This window comes from Mucilaginibacter oryzae, from assembly GCF_003148845.1.
Taxonomy (GTDB): Bacteria; Bacteroidota; Bacteroidia; order Sphingobacteriales; family Sphingobacteriaceae; genus Mucilaginibacter; species Mucilaginibacter oryzae.
The window spans coordinates 225,401-244,414 of sequence record NZ_QGHA01000005.1 but is presented as its reverse complement, the minus strand read 5'-3'; the positions used below and the strand labels follow the sequence as shown (position 1 = coordinate 244,414).

At 43.5% G+C, this 19,014-nt stretch carries 16 protein-coding genes, 1 tRNA gene and 1 pseudogene; 10 read left to right on the top strand and 8 right to left on the bottom strand.

Going from position 1 to position 19,014, the window contains the following annotated elements:
- Positions 1–57 precede the first annotated feature (57 nt).
- Positions 58–483, bottom strand: coding sequence for a Fur family transcriptional regulator (locus LX99_RS15095; RefSeq protein ID WP_109608634.1), 426 nt, complete (start codon positions 481–483; stop codon positions 58–60).
- Between the two features lie 216 nt (positions 484–699).
- Here LX99_RS15095 and LX99_RS15090 point away from each other — a divergent pair, with 216 nt between their 5' ends.
- The 5 genes from LX99_RS15090 (at position 700) to LX99_RS15070 (ending at position 7,928) form a co-directional block, all read left to right on the top strand.
- Positions 700–1,086 carry a hypothetical protein gene (locus LX99_RS15090; RefSeq protein ID WP_170122715.1) on the top strand — a complete coding sequence of 129 codons (387 nt, stop codon included), beginning with the start codon at positions 700–702 and terminating at the stop codon, positions 1,084–1,086.
- A gap of 127 nt (positions 1,087–1,213) precedes the next feature.
- Positions 1,214–3,562, top strand: a complete 2,349-nt coding sequence (locus LX99_RS15085; protein WP_109608633.1) for a TonB-dependent receptor — start codon at positions 1,214–1,216, stop codon at positions 3,560–3,562.
- A 10-nt stretch (positions 3,563–3,572) separates the two neighbouring features.
- Entirely contained in the window at positions 3,573–4,541 is a 969-nt protein-coding gene (locus tag LX99_RS15080) for a DJ-1/PfpI family protein (RefSeq protein WP_109608632.1), read from the top strand.
- Between the two features lie 103 nt (positions 4,542–4,644).
- The gene (locus LX99_RS15075; protein WP_109608631.1) at positions 4,645–6,822 is read left to right on the top strand and encodes a TonB-dependent siderophore receptor; all 2,178 of its coding nucleotides are present in this window, start codon (positions 4,645–4,647) and stop codon (positions 6,820–6,822) included.
- A gap of 8 nt (positions 6,823–6,830) precedes the next feature.
- Positions 6,831–7,928: a PepSY-associated TM helix domain-containing protein gene (locus LX99_RS15070; RefSeq protein WP_109608630.1), complete on the top strand. Its 1,098-nt coding sequence runs from the start codon at positions 6,831–6,833 to the stop codon at positions 7,926–7,928.
- A 205-nt stretch (positions 7,929–8,133) separates the two neighbouring features.
- On the opposite strand, the gene LX99_RS15065 is transcribed toward LX99_RS15070, so the two are convergent.
- From LX99_RS15065 to LX99_RS15055, 3 genes are all read right to left on the bottom strand, one after another.
- On the bottom strand, positions 8,134–9,198 hold the full coding sequence (locus LX99_RS15065) for a PAS domain-containing sensor histidine kinase (RefSeq protein ID WP_109608629.1): 1,065 nt from the start codon (positions 9,196–9,198) through the stop codon (positions 8,134–8,136).
- 639 nt (positions 9,199–9,837) lie between these two features.
- Positions 9,838–10,281 (bottom strand): DUF892 family protein, encoded by a 444-nt coding sequence (locus LX99_RS15060; protein ID WP_245927931.1) that lies wholly within the window; start codon positions 10,279–10,281, stop codon positions 9,838–9,840.
- Between the two features lie 81 nt (positions 10,282–10,362).
- Positions 10,363–10,722: a response regulator gene (locus tag LX99_RS15055; protein ID WP_109608628.1), complete on the bottom strand. Its 360-nt coding sequence runs from the start codon at positions 10,720–10,722 to the stop codon at positions 10,363–10,365.
- Between the two features lie 261 nt (positions 10,723–10,983).
- Here LX99_RS15055 and LX99_RS15045 point away from each other — a divergent pair, with 261 nt between their 5' ends.
- A complete protein-coding gene (locus LX99_RS15045) occupies positions 10,984–11,352 on the top strand; it encodes a response regulator (RefSeq protein WP_109608626.1) in 369 nt (122 codons plus the stop codon).
- A 206-nt stretch (positions 11,353–11,558) separates the two neighbouring features.
- On the opposite strand, the pseudogene LX99_RS15040 reads toward LX99_RS15045, so the two are convergent.
- Positions 11,559–12,143 (bottom strand): annotated as a pseudogene (locus LX99_RS15040) (SulP family inorganic anion transporter); the annotation flags it as partial.
- A gap of 4 nt (positions 12,144–12,147) precedes the next feature.
- Here LX99_RS15040 and LX99_RS15035 point away from each other — a divergent pair.
- From LX99_RS15035 to LX99_RS15025, 3 genes are all read left to right on the top strand, one after another.
- Positions 12,148–13,209 (top strand): hypothetical protein, encoded by a 1,062-nt coding sequence (locus LX99_RS15035; RefSeq protein WP_146203138.1) that lies wholly within the window; start codon positions 12,148–12,150, stop codon positions 13,207–13,209.
- A gap of 28 nt (positions 13,210–13,237) precedes the next feature.
- Complete coding sequence (locus tag LX99_RS15030; RefSeq protein ID WP_109608624.1) at positions 13,238–13,882, top strand: hypothetical protein; 645 nt, start codon at positions 13,238–13,240, stop codon at positions 13,880–13,882.
- A gap of 75 nt (positions 13,883–13,957) precedes the next feature.
- Positions 13,958–15,055, top strand: coding sequence for a hypothetical protein (locus LX99_RS15025; protein WP_146203137.1), 1,098 nt, complete (start codon positions 13,958–13,960; stop codon positions 15,053–15,055).
- Between the two features lie 108 nt (positions 15,056–15,163).
- On the opposite strand, the gene LX99_RS15020 is transcribed toward LX99_RS15025, so the two are convergent.
- Together LX99_RS15020 and LX99_RS15015 are read right to left on the bottom strand one after the other, a co-directional pair.
- Positions 15,164–16,444: a phage integrase SAM-like domain-containing protein gene (locus tag LX99_RS15020; protein WP_109608622.1), complete on the bottom strand. Its 1,281-nt coding sequence runs from the start codon at positions 16,442–16,444 to the stop codon at positions 15,164–15,166.
- A 178-nt stretch (positions 16,445–16,622) separates the two neighbouring features.
- A tRNA-Lys gene (locus LX99_RS15015) sits at positions 16,623–16,695 on the bottom strand.
- Positions 16,696–16,955: 260 nt separating this feature from the next.
- Between LX99_RS15015 and LX99_RS25720 the strand changes: the two genes are divergently transcribed.
- On the top strand, positions 16,956–17,132 hold the full coding sequence (locus LX99_RS25720) for a hypothetical protein (protein ID WP_170122714.1): 177 nt from the start codon (positions 16,956–16,958) through the stop codon (positions 17,130–17,132).
- A gap of 66 nt (positions 17,133–17,198) precedes the next feature.
- Here the strand turns inward: LX99_RS25720 and LX99_RS15010 are convergent, their stop codons facing one another.
- Complete coding sequence (locus LX99_RS15010; RefSeq protein ID WP_022832476.1) at positions 17,199–18,827, bottom strand: ABC-F family ATP-binding cassette domain-containing protein; 1,629 nt, start codon at positions 18,825–18,827, stop codon at positions 17,199–17,201.
- Between the last annotated feature and the right edge of the window lie 187 nt (positions 18,828–19,014).

Genomic DNA, 19,014 nt, shown 5'->3' with positions numbered 1-19,014 from the left:
TGATTAACTTTTTCTCAAAGATAATCAACCTGATAAAACACGCAACAATGTTGCTTTTTAAATAGATCCTTTACAATGTTCACAGACACCGGAAATCAGCATATTGATATTTTCGGCTGTATATCCGGGCGGTAATTTCAGTGGAGGCAGCTCGAAATCCCTTAAGCAATACAATTGCTGGCAGTTGGTGCAGTTGAAATGCACATGTTCATCATGATGATGCCCCTCCCTGCAATCTTCGCTGCACATCGCATAATTTGCGGTGCCGTTGGCATCAATTACTTTGTGTAAAATACCTTTTTCTTCGAAAGTTTTTAAAATCCGGTAAAGGGTGACCCGGTCTACACCCTGGTTGATGTTTTTTTCCAGATACGGTTGAGAGGTAGCGCTTTCGCGCGAGTCGATCAGTTCCAGCACACTCAAACGGGGTGCCGTAACATGCAGGTGATTTTTTTGCAACAAGCCCGTGAAATCCTTTCCCATAAGACAAATATATAAAAGATTCGATGTACGGAATGACAAGGCATAGTTCCGGTCAAGCCAAAAAGCACAGCTATTGTTAATTAGCAATTTCAGCAGTAACGCTTCATTTTGATCTGTTTATTAAAAATTTCAAGGTAGGACGTTTGTAATTATTTATAACGTTTCTAAATAATAAAGTTAAAAGAACGCTGGATAATATGCCTTACATTTGCGCCAATGTTCAAACGGTTCACCGCCATATTGCTACTTGTAACACTGATCAGTTCCAACTTTTCGCTGTTCATGGTGTATGCCGGTTTTCAAATGAATCGAAACTACATTGCAGCAACGCTTTGTGTAAACAAAAACCGTCCCTGGATGCACTGTAATGGAAAGTGCTATTTCATGAAAAAGATCCATCAGGCCGAAGAAAATGAGAAAAAACAGGAAGCAAAAGACAACCTGAACCGTCTGGAAGTTTCCTTTTTTCAGGAACCTTACCGGTTTATTCCTGTGACACCCCAAATTTTACAAGCCGTTAGAAGCAACTTCCCGGAGTACAACTATCAGTACAAGAGCAGCTATCTGAACGCTATCTTCAGACCACCCAAGCAGATCGCTTAATTCAATTTTCTATTGAATGCATGATACGACAACTATAGCTTGTCTGTAAAGTGCTTTTATTTATTTGGCTTTCGGATAAAGCGGGCCTGTTACGCTATGCTTAACCGATTGCGATCAAAGCGATCCAATGAAATCTTTATATACTTTTTTTATTATACTGTTTACCATACCCACATTTGCCCAATCCGCAAAGGTTCAGGGTACAGTGACGACGACCGGCGGCGAAGCCATTGTTAAAGCAACCATTAAATTACTCAACACCAACGATGGGAGCTTAACTGATAACGAGGGGCGATATATTATTAACCACTTAAATGGCGGCAACTACACTGTCAGTGTATCGGCCGTTGGCTACGCCTCGCAATTAAAAGCCTTTGAACTGAAGAAAGGCCAGGTGCTGATCCTTGATTTTAAACTGGCTGAAAGTAGTAGCCAATTAAATGAAGTGACTGTATCTTCAGAAAAGCGGCAGGAGGCGATACAAAAAACCCCGGCAGCGATCACGGCCTTGGATGCGAAACAGATCAAGGATTACCGGCTTTGGGACATCACCAACCTGACCGCCATAGCCCCCAGTTTATTCGTGGTGGAACACGGCAACAGCACAAGCTCCAATTTCTTCAATATCCGCGGAGTGATGGGTTTTTCTAACGAGCAGGCTGTTGCTACCTATGTCGATGGTGTTTACCAGTTCGATTATTTTTCCGCGCCGCCCTTGTTCAATGATGTGCAGAGCATCGAGATCCTACGCGGACCGCAGGGTACGCTGTACGGACGTAATGCCTATGGCGGTGTGGTGAACATCACCACTAAACAGCCCGGAAATACCGCTTCAGGTTATGCGGAAATGACCTTTGGTAATTATGGTCAGCAGCGGTATACGGTCAGCCTTTCAGAACCTGTCGTTAAAGACAAGCTGTTTGCCAGCGGTTCTTTCACCTATAATCACCGCGGCTCGATCTATTATAATGAATTCACCAAAAGCGGTTTCGACCGCAGAGAGGATTATTCCGGGAACTTCAATTTACGGTACCTGCCGTCTAAAAAATGGTCGCTTGCCCTGAACATGAAGACAGAGAATGACAATGACCGTGGCAGTTTCCCCTGGGTAAGCTCAATTGAAGAAGTATTTTCTAAACCTTACCAGGTGAACACCAATAATACCAACGTAGAACGCCGCAATAACTTTAATACCTCGCTGGCGGCCAACTATTACGGTAAGGATTTTAACTTTACTTCGGTGTCTTCGTATATCAACTGGCACGAGTATTACGAAGGCCGGGGCGTTGATTACGACTTCAGCCCATTGGATGCCATCAGTACTGCGCCTGACCAGCGTCAGCATATCTTTACCCAAGAGATCCGTTTTTCATCACCGTCCGCAGGTATAAGCAAATGGAAATGGGTGGCCGGGACTTACGGGTTTACCCAAAATCTCCATATGGTCACGCCAACGTTTTATGGGCCGGATTACCTGCAATTTGACCCGGCTTCGGGTGCACCATTTACCACGATCGGCAATAGCCGCGGCAACAATAAAGGCTATGCATTCTTTGGCCAGGCGACTTATTCGCTGACTAAGCAATTAGACTTCACTGCGGGCACCCGTTACGATTATGAAAACCGTGGCCTGAGCCAGTATACCGATTACCAGAAAGATCCTGCTCCGGCAACCGTATTAACCCCGAATGCAGATTACAGGGCCAGCTTTCATGCAGTGACCCCCAAATTCGTATTAAGTTACAAGATACAGGACAATATGCTGCTTTACGGTTCTTATGCCAGGGGCTTCCGTGCAGGCGGACTAAATACCAATGCGACCGATCCGGCACAAGTGCCTTACCAGCCGGAACATTCAGATAATTATGAGATCGGCTGGAAAAACACCTTTCTGGATAACAAGCTTAAATTTAACCTGACCGCCTTCTACCTGGAACAGCACAACCAGCAGATCAGCACCGCCATGGACGGGATTAACGCCTTGATCCTCAATGTCGGCGAAATGCACAACAAAGGCGCGGAACTGGAGATCTCGGCACTTCCGCTAAAAGGCCTGCAGATCGACTGGAATGCCAGTTATTCGCACGCGCGCTATGCTTCGCTATTGCTTTATAGTGCAGATGCTAAAGCCGTAGTAAATTACAAGGGTGACCAGCCCATCAATACGCCCCCGCTGAGTTCGATGCTGGCCGCCCAATATACTTACGATTTCGCCGGCAGCAAACAAAAGTTAGCGGCTTTCGTCCGGGGCGAGTATCGCTATATCGACAAATATTACTTTGACTTTGTAAACGGGTTAAGTCAGCCCGCCTACAACTTATTTAATGCCAAAGCGGGTATCAGTACCAGGAACTTCGAATTGAATTTCTGGGCTCGGAACATCACGGATAAAAAATACGTGGCTTACGGCTCTTTTGGCACCTTCCTGTTAGGCAGCCCGAGAACTTACGGAACAACTTTGATCGCTAAATTCTAATCAGAACGAGATGAAAAAAATATTAATTGCCGCCTCAGTCATTTTGATCATGGCTGGCTGTAAAGGCAAGACGAACCATACTGGAATAGACACCACAAAAAGCCATGAAGAACAAATGGCAACGATGTTTCCGGAGCCAAAAGTGCAGATCAAAACAGTAGGAATTCTGCTTTATGATAATTACGCTGTTTTAGATGCGATGGGGCCTTACCATGTATTGAGCGAACTGATGGGTGCCAAAGTTTTTTTCGTGGGGCGCCATAAAGGTTTGATCACCACGGGCGATGGCCTGAAGGTGCAATGTGATACCTCGATCAGCGAAGTGAAACAACTGGATATCCTTGTGATACCCGGCGGGTTGAACGAGACCTATGCCGCAACGAAAGATACGGCTTTATTAAACTGGATCAAAGCCATTGATGTGCATTCCAAATACACCACAAGCGTTTGTACCGGTGCCTGGATACTGGCGGCGACAGGTTTACTGAAAGGACACCCAGCCACAACGCACTGGTATGGAAAGCAGCTCCTCAAAGACCGATTCGGGATCGAAGCCGAAGACGAACGTTATGTAAAAAGCGGAAAATACTGGACCAGTGCGGGCGTTTCCGCCGGTATCGATATGAGCCTGGGATTGATCAACGACATCATGGGTGAAAAGTATACTCAAACTGTCATGCTCGACCTGGAGTACGATCCGCAGCCGCCGGTCAAAGGCGGCAGTGAGCACAATACAGATAAATCGATCGTAGCAAGTACACGCGCTATGTACGATAGCGCATTAGAACCCTTGTTGCATCCGGAGCGCCGATCCGCTAAAGCCAGGATCGACAATGATAAGGACCCGGTTTGCGGCATGGCGCTGACCGGCTATGCGGATACGGTTCATTACAAAGGCAAGATCATCGGCTTTTGCTCAGCACGTTGCAAAGCGGGTTTTCAAAGAAACCCAACTGCTTATGAATTGCATACACGCTAATCACACAGCTTATTTACAAACAGTTCACGACTGAAGGTGAGTAAATGCTGCAAGATCTAAAACCCTTAGCTAGTTAGCTTCATCCACCTATTGCATTATTTAAATGAATAAACTTTTAATCATCATCATCCTGTTACTACCCGGCAGTGTTTACGCACAACAAGTCAAACCGGTAAAGGCAGACACGGCATCTGTTAAAAAAGATACCACGCATCACCTGGGAGAGGTGATTATAACCTCCAGGTATTATAAAAAATATAAAACCGACCGGGCTTCCAATTCTCTTAAAGTGAATACGCCGTTATTGAAGCTTTCCCAAAATATTCAGGAGATAGACCAGAGCATTATTAACGATCAGCAGGCAGTTTCACTCAATGAAAGCATCACGCGCAATGTGAGCGGCGCCCTGCGTAACAACAATGCCGACCTGTATACGCCCTACGTCTATATGCGCGGCGCGCAAATTACACCCTTACGTAATGGCATGGATATTTCCATGATCTATGCCGGGCCGAGCGCCGAGGATGCGGCTATCATCGGTCGCGTGGAGTTTATCAAAGGACCATCCAGCTTTATCAACGGGCTGTTTGATCCTGCCGGTTCATTCAACGTGCTGACCAAACAGCCGATGGGTACCCGCTCCAACCAGCTCAGTTTTACGGCCGGAAGCTTCAATCTATACCGGCTCAGCGCCGATCTGGATGGCAACCTAGACCAGGCGGGTAAGTGGCAATACCGGCTCAATGCCGTTGGGCAAAAAGATAAATCATTCCAAAAATATAACTTCAATGATAAGGTAGCGGTTGACCCGGTGCTGAAATACAATATCGATCAGCACTCCTCCATTTCGGCAGAATATATCTTCCAGTCACAGCGGTTTCAGCAGTATTTCGCAACCGTATTTGCGCCGGACGGATTTGCTTCGCTGCCACGTGATTTTACCATCAACGACCCTAATAAGCAGCCTTATAAATCGACTGAAAACAATGGCTTCCTGAGCTATTATAACGAGTTGAACAGCCACTGGCGGTTTACGGTAAAGGCGGCCTACGCGAAAGACCACCTGGAAGGCACTTATTTCTTTGTTTCCAGATACAATGCCCAACAGCCCAACCTGATTATGCGCAGGGCTACCTATGAGCGGCTGAATACCGATGTAATGGCTATCCAGCCTTATATCAGCGGGGAATTGAATACCGGAGCGATCAGCCATCATTTCCTGAGCGGCATCGATGTGAACCGCAAACACTTTCTTTCCTATTCAGGAGCTAACGATCCCACCGCCAACCAAACCCTGTATCCGTTAGATGCCTATAACCCGGTCTACGGGATCAGCTTTGATGCCAATGTCCGTACGGGTAAACTGTCTGATATTGCAACCGATCAGCAGTCCATCAGCTACCAGGCGGCTTACGCGCAGGATGAGCTTGGGATGCTGGACAATAAGCTGCGCCTGACGCTTGCGGCCAGACTGACCTTTTCCAATACGGGCGTGCAAAAGAACCCGGTAAAAACAGGGCTGGGCAGCACCAACAATACCGCTTTTACACCTAAGATCGGTTTAAGTTATTCCCTGATGCCCGACTTTTCTGCCTATGGTCTTTTTGATCAGACCTTCACCCCGCAAAGCGGCGTGAGCACCACCACCGGCGAAGCTTTTAAACCATTGACGGGAAAAAACCTGGAAGCCGGCTTAAAGAAAGATTGGGCAGGCGGCAAATGGAATACGACGGTTTCGGTTTATCGTATCGTTCGCGACAATGTAAAAGTGACCGATCCGGCCACTAATATTCAAAGCCAACTGGGGCAAACATTGTCTAAGGGTGTGGAATTTGATTTGAAGGGAGAAATTGTCAAAGGCCTGAATGCGGTGATCAACTACGCCTACACGGATAGTTATATTTCCAAAGATGCCAACCCGCTTCGTGTAGGCCTGGCAACCCCGTTCCGGGTGAAGCATATCCAGAACACCTGGCTAAACTATCAGTTGCCCGGTGCAAGTTTGAAAGGGTTTTCGGTTTCCGGCGGTTACCAGTTACAGGCGGGCCGTGCCGGACGGTATGAACTGCAGAAATTGCAGTTGGCCCCGGTGTTTCGCCTGGACGGCGGTATCGGCTGGACGAATGGACGCTACTCGGTAAACGCGATTGTCAACAACCTGTTGAACCGCTTCAATTACGGCAGCGCCTGGATCACGCCATCGTCCGGCACTGTGGGTACCTATGCCTATGTTCCATATCCGCCGCGTGAACTGCGACTCAACGTAGGATTTAACTTTTAGCAAGGCAGATGGCCTGGAGAAAGAAATTAACGAAAACGGCTTTTAAGCTGCATGGCTGGGTAGGCCTGTTTGCGGGTTTATTCTTCTTGCTGTACGGCATAACCGGTTCCATGCTGATGTTCAGACATCAGCTGGACCGCTACTTTAACCCGGAATTACATCAATTGAAGCGCATTGGTCAGCCAATACCGGCCGACCGGCTTTACCGGATGGTACTCCGTACGCACCCTAACTTAAGGAAACTGGTCTTACATGACTTTCCCGCAGATCAACAGGATTGCTATGAATTTATGCTGTATAAACGGCAGCAAAAGCTAACGGATAATTACCTGTACTACGTATTTGTTAACCCATATACCGGGCAGATCATCCGGGAAGGCAGTTACGGATCGGTAACGCCTTCGTTTTTCCGCTGGTTATATACGCTGCACTACAGTTTACAACTGGGCATACCCGGCATGTTACTCAGCGGCTTAATGGGTCTTGGGATGTTAGTATCGCTGTTGACGGGGGCTATCATTTATCGTAAACATTTCTGGCGAGCCTTCAGGTTAAAGGCTGGATTAAATTTCAAGAACAGGCGTACCGCTGTTTCATCGCTGCACCGCATATTGGGCGTCTGGTCCTTAGGTTTTACAGCTGTTTTGTTTTTTACCGGTTTCTGGATGCTCAAAGAATATTTCACGCCGGCACAATGGACTTTACCTCGATACCAGGCGGCGTATGCCGTACCTGCCAATATTAATTCGATGGTCGCCCGGGCAAAAGCGATCGTCCCGGGATTTAAGCCCATCGCGGTGATTATACCGACAACTAAGGGGGCAGACGTATTGGTCAGGGGCTCGATGCCGACAACCGGCTTTTTGCTGTTGCAGGGAAAAGCAAGCGGGTTATTTTTTGATGCGGTGACAGGGAAGTTTAAAAAGCTATCGGATATCGACAGGCAAAGTTTTGATCAGCGTTTTGAAACAGAAGTTTACAACCTGCATATCGGTTCTTACGGTGGAAATTGGATCCGGTGGTTATATGTAGTCCTTGGATTATTACCGGGATTGTTATCGGTGACCGGCGCTTTGCTCTGGTTCAAAAAAGTCTATCAGCGATAACTTTATTTGCCGACGAAGTTTTTAAATATTTCATAGCACCAACCGTTTTTATTCTCAATGCAATGATCCTTCAGCGCCCCTCATAAATTTTGTTAAGCCGGTAATTTAGTTCTCCGACTGGCAACTGTATTTCAGCGGGTATCCTGTTTGATATTATTTATGAAGAATGATCTCGTTGCCTAAGTCATTGGCTGGGGTCACGAGGCTATTTAGGCAACGTAAAAACAAAAAGGCTGCCTTGTCCATCCTGCGGCTGTTCCGCCCATATGCGTCCTCCATGGCGCGTGATGATCTCTCCGGATAAATAAAGACCGATCCCTGAACCTTCGAATTTATGAACGACGTTTTCAGACCGGTAATACTTCTGAAATATTTTAGCGTGTTCAGCTTCATGCAATCCTATGCCGCGGTCACGAACGCTGATCTTAACATGATCCGGCATTTCGTGGACAGCCATCTCGATCGCAGAAGACGCTGGTGAAAATTTTACCGCATTGGCTAAAAGATTGATCAGTACCTGGCTGATCCGGTCCCGGTCAGCTGTGATCATAACAGGTCCGTTACCTTGAAACTGATACGAATGCAGCGGACTAACCATAGCGATACTGGCGGCTGTTTCCTCTAAAAGTGCGTGAATGTCGATTTGCTGCTTTTCTAAAATCAATTGATCACCCCTCCGGCGCGCAGGGTCAGAAATCTCCTGAAGCAGCCGGGCCATTCTTTCAGTTGCGGAAAGACTTTTTCTTGAAATCTCTGTAAACTTTTCATTGCCTGTCCCCTGTATAAATTTATGAAGTAGCTGAAGATATCCCCTGATGGCGGTAAGCGGCGTTTTAAGCTCATGAGTAGCTGTACTCAATAGCTCATCCTTCAGCATTTCCAAGTCCTTCTTCGCGGTAATGTCCAGCGTAGTACCTACCATGCCGTACGGTTGCTCGTTATTATAAAGAACTTTTCCATTGGCTTCGATCCAGTGAAGGCTGCCATCCGGATGGATCACCCGGTATTCTGAATGATAAGTACCGCAACCAGGTGTTAAGGCAGCAGCCACATCTGCCCGCATCTTTTCACGATCCTCAGGAATAATATTGCTGTTCAGGTCCTCGTAACTGATTGTTTCCTGATCCCCGGCCCCGACATTGATCTTGCATTGTGTAGTGCAGATCATGGCGGTAGTCACAAGATCAAGTTCCCAAAAACCAAGCTTCGTATGGTTTAATGCGATGTCCAGGTGTTCCTGTGATATGACTAGGGTTTGATCCTGTTTCATAAAATATATTTCAGTAAATGTACTATTAAAGTTAGCAATGAGAAACGGATCTATCCGCAAAAGGAACAAGCTTGGGGCGATTCTGCATCGTAAATTTAATCACTGATATAAATAATGGTATCAAGCCGGTTATTTTAAATGAGGCAGATGAATCTTTTGATAGCAGCGATAGAACCCTGGCGAATCCACACCATCCATTTAGAGTAAAAATACTGAACATAATAACCAATACAATACAACACATTTACAACTCACCCAAATCTGATTAATGAATATAAAAACCGTTGGGCCGCGCCGAATACTTGCCGGCTATGGTATATGATGTATATGCTTTGTCAACTTGATTCTGGTCTTCTCCTGCATATTCCTTCCGGTCAGAAACCACCACATCGCGTAGCGTGTCGTTTTTAATCTACTGCAAAGCTTCAGCCGCATGAGATCCTATACTTGTAAAGCTGATCAATTCGATCGACCTTCAATGACTGCGAGTTATTTGCCTGTTACGGATGGTCTTTCACGATCATAATCTTCAAACACAGGTATTAACCGGGGTAAAAAAAAATGATAGTCGCATTTGAATTAAATCGATGACAGCAACTGACTGATAATGTTGCTACCGGTATAATAATTTATGCGCCGTTACTTGGCCACAATGTATTTAGTGGCGATCAACAGCATCAGGGTCCGGTCCGCGCGTGCCTCATCGTAATTTTCTTTCAATAATTTCCTGATCTGTTTATTCCTGATCTTCACGGCTGCCATTTCCAGTATCTGGAAGGATGCGACCTCTACACTTTCGATCTGCTGCATGTAATTCGCGATGGCCAGATCCCTAAGCCCGTGATCGCGTCCCTTATGCCGCTTGATCGCCTGGAAAGCCTCCTCGATCATCCCGATCATTCCGGGACACCGCTCAGCAGTCATTTTTTCGCCAAGCAGTTCAAAGATCATCTCCACACGTACCATCTGTTTCAATACATCTTCTACCGTTTCCAGTATCCCTTTCCGCAGATCATGATAATGTACCTCATCCAAGATCTCGGGCAATTTACTGACCAGGTGCGATTTGGCCGCGTAGATCACGTTGAGGTGGTCAATAAAAAATCTGTGAGGTTCTTAGCACCAAGTTTAATGCGATTGGCGGGGCCGGGCTGTTCTTCCATGTTATTTTAAAAATTTCCTGATTTCCATAAGCAGACTGGGAATGTCAAAGGGTTTTGTGACGAAACCGTCAGCACCGCATCGAAAAGCGATCTCACTGATATCCGTCTCAGCAGATATCAGCAACACGGGTATCCTTGCACTTTTAAATTTTTGCTTGATATTTCTGCAAATATCTTCCCCGCTTTGCGGCGAGCCGCTGATCCGGATATCTAAAATAACCAAATCCGGTCCGATCTCCAGTATCTCGTTTGCGGTTTCACTGTGATTCGAAGTTATGACATTATAACCTGCATCACGAAATAATATGCTGAAAATATCCAGAAGGTCTTCATCATCATCAATTACAAGGATACGTTTCATAAGCTACAACTTACTTAACCACAAAGCAAAAATATTTCCAATCTATAGCCTTCACGTAATTTTTTTTCATATCCTTTGATTTTTCCTGAATTATGAAGGATGACATGATTTTCGGATACTTAAAGGCAGCATTAGCTTTATTCGATTTACAGGACATTTGCGTAATGCCTTTGAGCGGCAACGCGTTAATTGTGCTATATAAATCCATTATTTAAAACTATTAGGAGTTATTGTAGTTGAGCTTGTGTAGCTTAGCCGAAGATGTATAACAAAAAAAAGAAAGTACTGGTCATTGACGATGATCATGATATATTGGAGATCATCAGTATGGTACTGGATTCTTCCGGTTATGATGTGCTTACCGCGGATAATGGACGAAATGTTAACGAATTGGTCGAATCGTTTTCGCCGGACATCATTTTACTGGATGTGACGATCGGCGAAATGGACGGCCGGGATATCTGCAAGGCTTTGAAAAGCGAACCCCGGACCTCCAAAACTCCGATCATTATCGTATCGGCAACCCACGGTTTACATACCAGCAGCGAAAAGAAATGTAAAGCGGATCACTATATCTCGAAGCCATTCGACATCGATGACCTGGTTCAACAGGTGGTTAAGTATGCCTAAGGTTTGTCAGATGACTTTTCTTTAAATTTAATTAGCTGATAATCATTGTTTTATTAAGATTTGTGAAGGCCGACCAAATACTCATCGTTCCTGTTATTATCTGACATTTTGATGGACCTGAAATGGTTTTCCATCGAGCATATCGATGCCTGCCAAAGTAATGTTAGCTGACAACACAGACGGTTTATTCTTACCTGTCGTAGGTCTTACCGATTGGTCGCAACGCGATATGTCGGATCTTCGATGATATTCACCTCGATCACCTCATCCGCATTTTTAAGCAACATCCGGCAATCCTCGCTGAGGTGCCGCAAATGAAGCTTTTTGCTGTTTTTAGCATAACGTTCAGTCAATTTGTTCAAAGCCTCGATCGCGGACATATCTGCAACACGGCTTTCTTTAAAGTCAACGATCACTTCGGCAGGGTCATGCTGCACATCGACCTTTTCATTAAACGCCGTAACGGATGCAAAGAACAACGGGCCGTAGATCTCGTAATGCTTTACGCCTTTTTCGTCCAGGTATTTACGGGCCCGGATTCGTTTGGCATTTTCCCAGGCAAATACCAGTGCAGAGATGATAACACCGATAAGTACAGCTAAAGCAAGGTTATGAAGGAGGATTGTTATGATAGCCACTAAAATGCCAACAAATATGTCCTGCCTGGGCATTTTATTGATGATGCGGAAGCTAACCCATTCAAAGGTGCTTACGGCCACCATGATCATTACACCGGTTAATGCTGCCATCGGCACACGCTCAATGATCGGTGCGCCGAACAGAATGATCATTAGGATGGATAAAGATCAACCATGGTACAAAAAACTGGTCACTGTAGTTACCTGGATTGAGCTATTGTCCGCCAGTGGAAGCGTGCTTGCTGATAAGTTGTTAAAAACGAGCGCTAAGAACTTGATAGACGAATTCGGACGCAACTGGCCAGCTGAGTTTGAAACGGATTCCAGGGGAGCAGAAGCACGACAGACTCTCAATGATATTGCTGGTGTAGCAACAGTTCCGATTTCAGAAATGTTTGAATCATATAAAAAGGAAGTCGAAACGGAGTTAAAACGTTTAGAAAAGTTAGATGAGTTGGGTACTTTTTCATCTACCAACCCGAATGGAACACCAAGACATAGTCCGGAGATAATGACTGAGCTCCTGGAATTGGCTTATAAAAAAGAAACACCCGTCAGTGAAATTGCAGATCTGATACATATTAATTATAAGAACAGAAAGCTCATAGAATCAGAACAGTTATTATTGCAGGTGAAGTATTTTATCAATGTGACTAAGCTGAAGGGCTATCCAGCCGGATTCGCATCTCTTGAGAAATATGAAGATTTCTGTAATGCTGTCAAAACAGAGTTAAATAATATATTGGTAAAATTCGGAGAATCGTATAACGCAGATTTTAGATCTATTCAATTCGAGTTGAAAATTCAAGGGTCCTCACTGCGCAAGCGCTTTCTTACAGATCCTTTTCCGGAGGGGGTGGATCCAAGCGACTACGTCGGATTAGATGTTCCTGGAGATATAGAATTTGGGATTTTTATGGATGAGGAAAATTTTGAATCCTTTGTTAGGGAACTGGGAAACGCTCTAGCAAAAGCAAAAGGGCAAGGAAAATTAAACTCAAAATTAGGCAGCGCGATAAATTATGCAGGTAAACAAAGTGAAATTAGTAATAATTTTCTGATGTATATTCCTACTGAGCAAGGCAACGCTCTTGATGCAATAAAAAATCCAGGTTTTCAACATATTACCGGACTCCCATCAGCTGCTGATGTGAATTTTAAGTTTTTTAAATCCGGGGCCACCGGTGGCTTGGAACCGCTTTTAGAATTTAAATATTGATGATAAATCTTTTAATATTAATAATACAATGGCAACAGAAATAAAGTATAAGAACGCTTTGGGTTTGCAAGTGTCAGCTCAACAAGCTAATCTTTTAATAGGAGATTATAGTCACGAACTGTACGTTGATGGCGTTTTGAAGAAAATTGATTTGTTTGAAGATGGACAACTTGATAACGGGGAATATTTTTTATCCGAAGGTGAAGATATTCAATCTGCATTGCTGCTAACTCAGTCAGAGTGGAATTCCGGTGTGTATTTAACAAAGGTGCAGCAAACGGCTAATTACACTTTATTTGATTGGATACTTTATGAAAAAACTACAAAACTTGAAGAGGGCAAAAGGTTAGTTGATAATCAGGGAAGAGTTATTGCGGAACAATATATGGATCTATCGACACATGCTATCCGATATACGGTTAAATATTCCTATTTAGCTAACCTTGGAAGTTTTGTGAATTCAGGGACCATCAGCAATTACGGAACACTTGAATTTACTTACGGTTACCGGGAGCCAAATGAAATCATGGTAGAGGTCAACTTGCCTGGTTTTAATAACGAAACCTATTTCATAACAGCGGAAGATAATATTTTAAATCATCCAATTATAACCCCTTTGTTTTCGTGGGATACGCAAATATATTACCATTCTGATCAACTAATACCATTATAAAATGCTGGCTATACCGCATCATTTGTCTATGTGCGGGGAGTTCAATGTTTGATTAATAACACATATAACACAGTTATGACTACTTTAAATAAAGCGGTTACTAGGAGGTATTACCCAAGGCTGTCTGAACATATGTCGGTTGACGATCTTCCCGAGTTCTTGCATTTTGCCGAGTCTCCTCTTAACACATTATTAGATAATATTCATTATAGAAATTTTCAATATTCTAAAAGCTATCAGGGAGACGCGGCTTTTTATAGCCTCGACGTAGTTTCCAAAAACATAGGTATCGATCTTCCTTTCGGGTTACGGTTAATGCTGAACCCGGTTGATGATGGGGATCCTTCTATATCTGCCTTTCCTGTTAGCGTACAATACGAATGGGTGGTGCTGGCCTTCTTAAGGTCTTTTGATTTACACAATTTTTCATTCTCTCCAGATGGTTTTTTTGGGTTAGGGCTTAAGCTTTTTAATGTCACTAATGAGCAAGTCGTTGCTCTGGCAGTAAAGTCATTTATTAATCCCTTAAATGATAAATCAAAATACCAACAACTCATCGATGAAGTCAATTTGCGTTATCCAGCCGCAGGGCTAAACCTTCCTCCGGGTCAGGTTCCTACAGCCGCATCTGTGGTGACGTTAATAAGCCAGAATGCGAATATTAGCAAGGTAATCCCTGATTTAATTTTTGATTTATACATATCGAGCGCGGACATTGCTATAAGCGGAAAGAGGCTTTCGACTTTCTTTAACACGATAGCACCCAATGGAATAGAGAATTATATCTCTGATTTGCTTACCCCTAAAGCCAAAGCCACGCTTACGCTTTCTGCCGGGATTGAATTCCCCACGAGCGTTCTGCAGCCTGTAAATCTTGATGGTAGTGTCATTCCCAATACCAAGACTATGTTCAAGTTTGGGGAGGCTACATTTTATATCGATACAGAAGTAGGGATCGGCACGCAACTCGAGTTTGACGGTTCACTGATCCCTAACTATTCCCGTATCGGTAATACCGGCTTTATTATCGAAATTAAGAAAGCCAAACTTGATCTGAGCCAAACCACCAATATTCCGGAAGCGGATGCTGCCGGATATCCATCAGATTTTACAGGCCTGTATGTTCAGGAAGCAATGATCAAAGTCAGTAAGTATAACTTTTGCTTTGTCTAAAATAAATGAAATACCCTATTTAAACTTTGGCACCTTCCCTGTAGATACATTTAATCCCGCAAGTTATTACTTAAAAATTGCAATAATGCCAACTGTCAATGGAAATTCCTAATTCTTTACCAGCCTTATGACCGACGCCTGTATTTCATCAATGATAGACCAATCTTTTGACAAATATAAGTCCGTTACAAAGTTGTCATCGTCAATGTGATTCAATGCTAAAGCTTTATCATCGACTGAGAATCTACATTTATTTCTGGCGAAATCTGCAAAGGCATGCCTTGCATCGTAAAACTCTAAATTGGCTATTTTAAGCATTTTGCCAATGGCGCGCATGCCATATGCGATGGCCTGATCCAAAGTCCTGTGATCTGAATACCTTTCTGACAAAGCTCCTGCATATTTCATAAATATCGACCTGGCTTCTTTGATAAGGTTTATACTTATAAATGCGTCGTCGGTCCTTCTTGACGCTGTTTTGGATCGGGAGTAATCAATCCTTTTAGGAGCCGTTGTCGAAGAGCGCATTTTATAAATGTCAACGGCGTTCATGCCGCAGAGATAAAAGCTTAACATAAAAAGTTCTTTTGCTAGTTCGATTCTTGAATCTTTTGGCGCAACCAAATCTCGTATCGCCTGTACTTGCGCGATCGTCAATTTCCTTTTTCTACGCGGTTTGTAGCGTTTGATCTTAAATTTCTTAAATGGGTAGTGTTTTACAACGACTATGCCGTGGTCATCATCATTATAGTGGTCTTTGATGTTATTGAAAAGAATTCTCAGGTCCCTGAAATGACAGTGAATGCCATTGTCTCTTAATCCGGGTTCATTAGTAGTCACCAATTCACTAAACTGGTTGTAACGTTTTAAAGCGCTTGGCCTTTTCAAGTAGAGCTCATACTTAGTTAGCATTTTGGCGGTAATAGCAGTGATCGGAACAAAATCGGATTTAAAATAATCTTCCAGGCTATTGACCACAGTCGTCATATTACCTGCACTTGATGTCCGATTTAGTTCGCGCAATTCATTTATTCTGTTCCGGCCAAAAGAAATCACATTAATGTCATCTGGCTTAATGTTACCTAATTTAGTTTCTTCTATTTCGTTTAGCTTTTCAGCGAGTTGCCAAACGTCGAGGTAGTCATACTTGGATACAAAATCGTTCAGTTTATTGCGGTATGCTTCTACTTCGTCAAGAACCTTCTTGAGGATGAATGTATCCTTTAATGCAAAGGATTTATCCAATTGTTTTGAGCTTACGAAATAATTGGTATCCATATAGGTGGATTTCCTTTTGTGGGTAAGTCTGATCTTTACGTTCCACGTGTTGTCCTCTTTTTTGTGATGAGGTAAAATAATTTGTTTAAGGGTTGCCATTCCATCTTTCATTGCGACGAAATGTTTAACAAAGCGAGATTTTGTAAAACATTTACGTCAAATTCAACAAAAAAACCTGTTTAACTGCCTTTGACCTATCAAGGCGATATGGAAATGGAGAGAGCCGAAAAATGGCCCTGGAGTGCTAAAAAAGCCCTTTTTTAAAGTAAAAAAGGGCTTTTAAAATCTGTGACCCCGGAGAGATTCGAACTCTCGACCCAATGATTAAGAGTCATTTGCTCTACCAGCTGAGCTACGGAGTCGTTTTGTTATGGTATTAAATACCGGGCTGCAAATATGCGAATTTATTTTGTTTTAAAAGGTCGAAATCAGTAATACAGTACCGAAGTTTGTTTATTAAAGGTCAATTTATCGTTGATTAAGCAATAGGTGTTTTCACCGGGAAGAATAACGTAGTTATACGCAAAAAAATGAAATTTTGGTATTTTTAACGAAATCTTCGTTTTGTTATTATTTTATTAACAAAAAAGTGATTATATTGCGGATAATAACACCTTGAGCTATGAAAAAAAGAAAATTACTTAAACTAAACAAATCACAGTACGAGAAATTTGTAAAAGATTTTATTTCTCAGCATGGTTTAAATGTACAGTATTCGTACACCAAAGATCATTTTTATCTTTATAGCGATGAATCAACTATTGATCAGCTCGAAAACCAGGCTTTCGGTTTGGCGTAGGTTTAACGGTTAACATAAAAAGCCCGACTATCAGTAATAATCGGGCCTCATTCTTCATCAAGTTATTTATGCCGTAGCGTATAATTCTTCCTGTTGTTTTTGAACTACAGGGCTGTTAATATACTCGTCGTAAGTCATCAGCTTATCAATGTAGCCACCCGGTGTAAGTTCAATAATGCGGTTGGCAACGGTTTCAACCAATTCATGATCCCGTGAGGTGAAAAGGATGGTACCTCGAAAATCTTTCATGCCGTTGTTAAGCGCCGTGATCGATTCCAGGTCGAGGTGGTTGGTAGGTTCATCAAACATCAGCAGGTTGGCTTGTTGCAGCATCATACGGCTAAACATGCAGCGCATTTTTTCGCCGCCTGAAAGTACGCTGCATTTTTTCATCACCTCTTCGCCCGAAAAAAGCATCCGGCCCAAAAAGCCCCGGATAAACTGATCGTCTTTTTCGCCCGGCGAATATTCGCGCAGCCAATCAATAAGGTTATCGTTTTTACCCTCAAAATATTCGCTGCTGTCATTAGGGATGTCGGCAGCGTTAATAGTTACGCCCCATTTAAAGGTACCGGTAAAATCTGTATCCCTGCCCGTTAAAATATTGTAGAAGGCGGTGGTGGCCAGGCTGTTTTGCGAAAGGATAGAAATTTTGTCACCTTTATTAACCGTAAAGGTGATGTTGTTGAACAGCACTTCGCCGTTAAGTGTTTTGCCGAGATTTTCAACGGTAAGGATCTGGTCACCGGCCTCGCGCCCCTGGTTATTGAAAATAATTCCCGGGTATTTACGGTTCGATGGCTGGATTTCGTCAAGGTTAATTTTATCCAAAGCCTTTTTACGGCTGGTAGCCTGCTTTGATTTGGAGGCATTGGCGCTAAACCTACGGATAAACTCCTGTAACTCTTTAACCTTATCTTCGGCCTTCTTGTTTTGTTCGGCGCGTTGTTTCAAGGCCAGCTGGCTCGATTCGTACCAGAAGGTATAGTTACCGGTATAGATGGTCATCTTACCGAAGTCGATATCCACTACGTGGGTACATACAGTATCCAAAAAGTGCCTGTCGTGCGATACTACGAGTACAATAGCTTCGTAGGAGGCCAGGAAATCTTCCAGCCAGCTGATGGTGTGGATGTCCAAATCGTTGGTAGGCTCATCCAGCAAAAGTATGTCGGGTTTGCCAAACAGGGCCTGAGCCAATAATACGCGTACTTTTTGCGTATTGTCAAGGTCTTTTACCAGCTGGTAATGAAATTCCTCTTTTATACCAAGGTTGCTGAGCAGGGTAGCGGCATTACTTTCGGCATTCCAGCCATCCATTTCGGCAAAAAGATTTTCCAGTTCGCCGGCACGCTCACCATCGGCATCGCTAAAATCTTCCTTAAGATAAATAGCGTCTTTTTCTTTCATGATGGCATACATTTCCTTATGGCCCATCATTACCGTTTCTAAAACAGGGAAATCGTCAAAAGCGTAATGGTTCTGACTTAATACCGCCATACGTTCGCCGGGGGTAAAGCTTACAGAGCCGCTGGTTGGATCAATATCCCCCGAAAGGATTTTCAGGAAGGTTGATTTACCGGCGCCATTGGCGCCTATAATGCCGTAACAATTGCCTTGTGTAAATTTCAGGTTAACGTCTTCAAATAAAGTACGCTTACCATAACGTAAAGAAAGATTGGATACCGTGATCATGCTGCACCTATAATTTGGCGCAAAAATACGCTAAAATCTTCATTTTAACGATTTATACCGGCGATATTATGGCATGGAATTTTGACGGGCAAGTACTTTCCCCATCAATATTATTTATGGGTATTCAATTACACAAAAATGATAATTTAATGTAAACTAAAAGTACTAAACCTGCGTTAATACCATA

What these genes read in the sequence shown, in the direction of transcription:
- LX99_RS15095 (WP_109608634.1), bottom strand. Translation starts at nt 483, where the DNA reads ATGGGAAAGGATTTCACGGGCTTGTTGCAAAAAAATCACCTGCATGTT.
- LX99_RS15090 (WP_170122715.1), top strand. Translation starts at nt 700, where the DNA reads ATGTTCAAACGGTTCACCGCCATATTGCTACTTGTAACACTGATCAGT.
- LX99_RS15085 (WP_109608633.1), top strand. Translation starts at nt 1,214, where the DNA reads ATGAAATCTTTATATACTTTTTTTATTATACTGTTTACCATACCCACA.
- LX99_RS15080 (WP_109608632.1), top strand. Translation starts at nt 3,573, where the DNA reads ATGAAAAAAATATTAATTGCCGCCTCAGTCATTTTGATCATGGCTGGC.
- LX99_RS15075 (WP_109608631.1), top strand. Translation starts at nt 4,645, where the DNA reads ATGAATAAACTTTTAATCATCATCATCCTGTTACTACCCGGCAGTGTT.
- LX99_RS15070 (WP_109608630.1), top strand. Translation starts at nt 6,831, where the DNA reads ATGGCCTGGAGAAAGAAATTAACGAAAACGGCTTTTAAGCTGCATGGC.
- LX99_RS15065 (WP_109608629.1), bottom strand. Translation starts at nt 9,198, where the DNA reads ATGAAACAGGATCAAACCCTAGTCATATCACAGGAACACCTGGACATC.
- LX99_RS15055 (WP_109608628.1), bottom strand. Translation starts at nt 10,722, where the DNA reads ATGAAACGTATCCTTGTAATTGATGATGATGAAGACCTTCTGGATATT.
- LX99_RS15045 (WP_109608626.1), top strand. Translation starts at nt 10,984, where the DNA reads ATGTATAACAAAAAAAAGAAAGTACTGGTCATTGACGATGATCATGAT.
- LX99_RS15035 (WP_146203138.1), top strand. Translation starts at nt 12,148, where the DNA reads ATGGATAAAGATCAACCATGGTACAAAAAACTGGTCACTGTAGTTACC.
- LX99_RS15030 (WP_109608624.1), top strand. Translation starts at nt 13,238, where the DNA reads ATGGCAACAGAAATAAAGTATAAGAACGCTTTGGGTTTGCAAGTGTCA.
- LX99_RS15025 (WP_146203137.1), top strand. Translation starts at nt 13,958, where the DNA reads ATGACTACTTTAAATAAAGCGGTTACTAGGAGGTATTACCCAAGGCTG.
- LX99_RS15020 (WP_109608622.1), bottom strand. Translation starts at nt 16,444, where the DNA reads ATGAAAGATGGAATGGCAACCCTTAAACAAATTATTTTACCTCATCAC.
- LX99_RS25720 (WP_170122714.1), top strand. Translation starts at nt 16,956, where the DNA reads ATGAAAAAAAGAAAATTACTTAAACTAAACAAATCACAGTACGAGAAA.
- LX99_RS15010 (WP_022832476.1), bottom strand. Translation starts at nt 18,827, where the DNA reads ATGATCACGGTATCCAATCTTTCTTTACGTTATGGTAAGCGTACTTTA.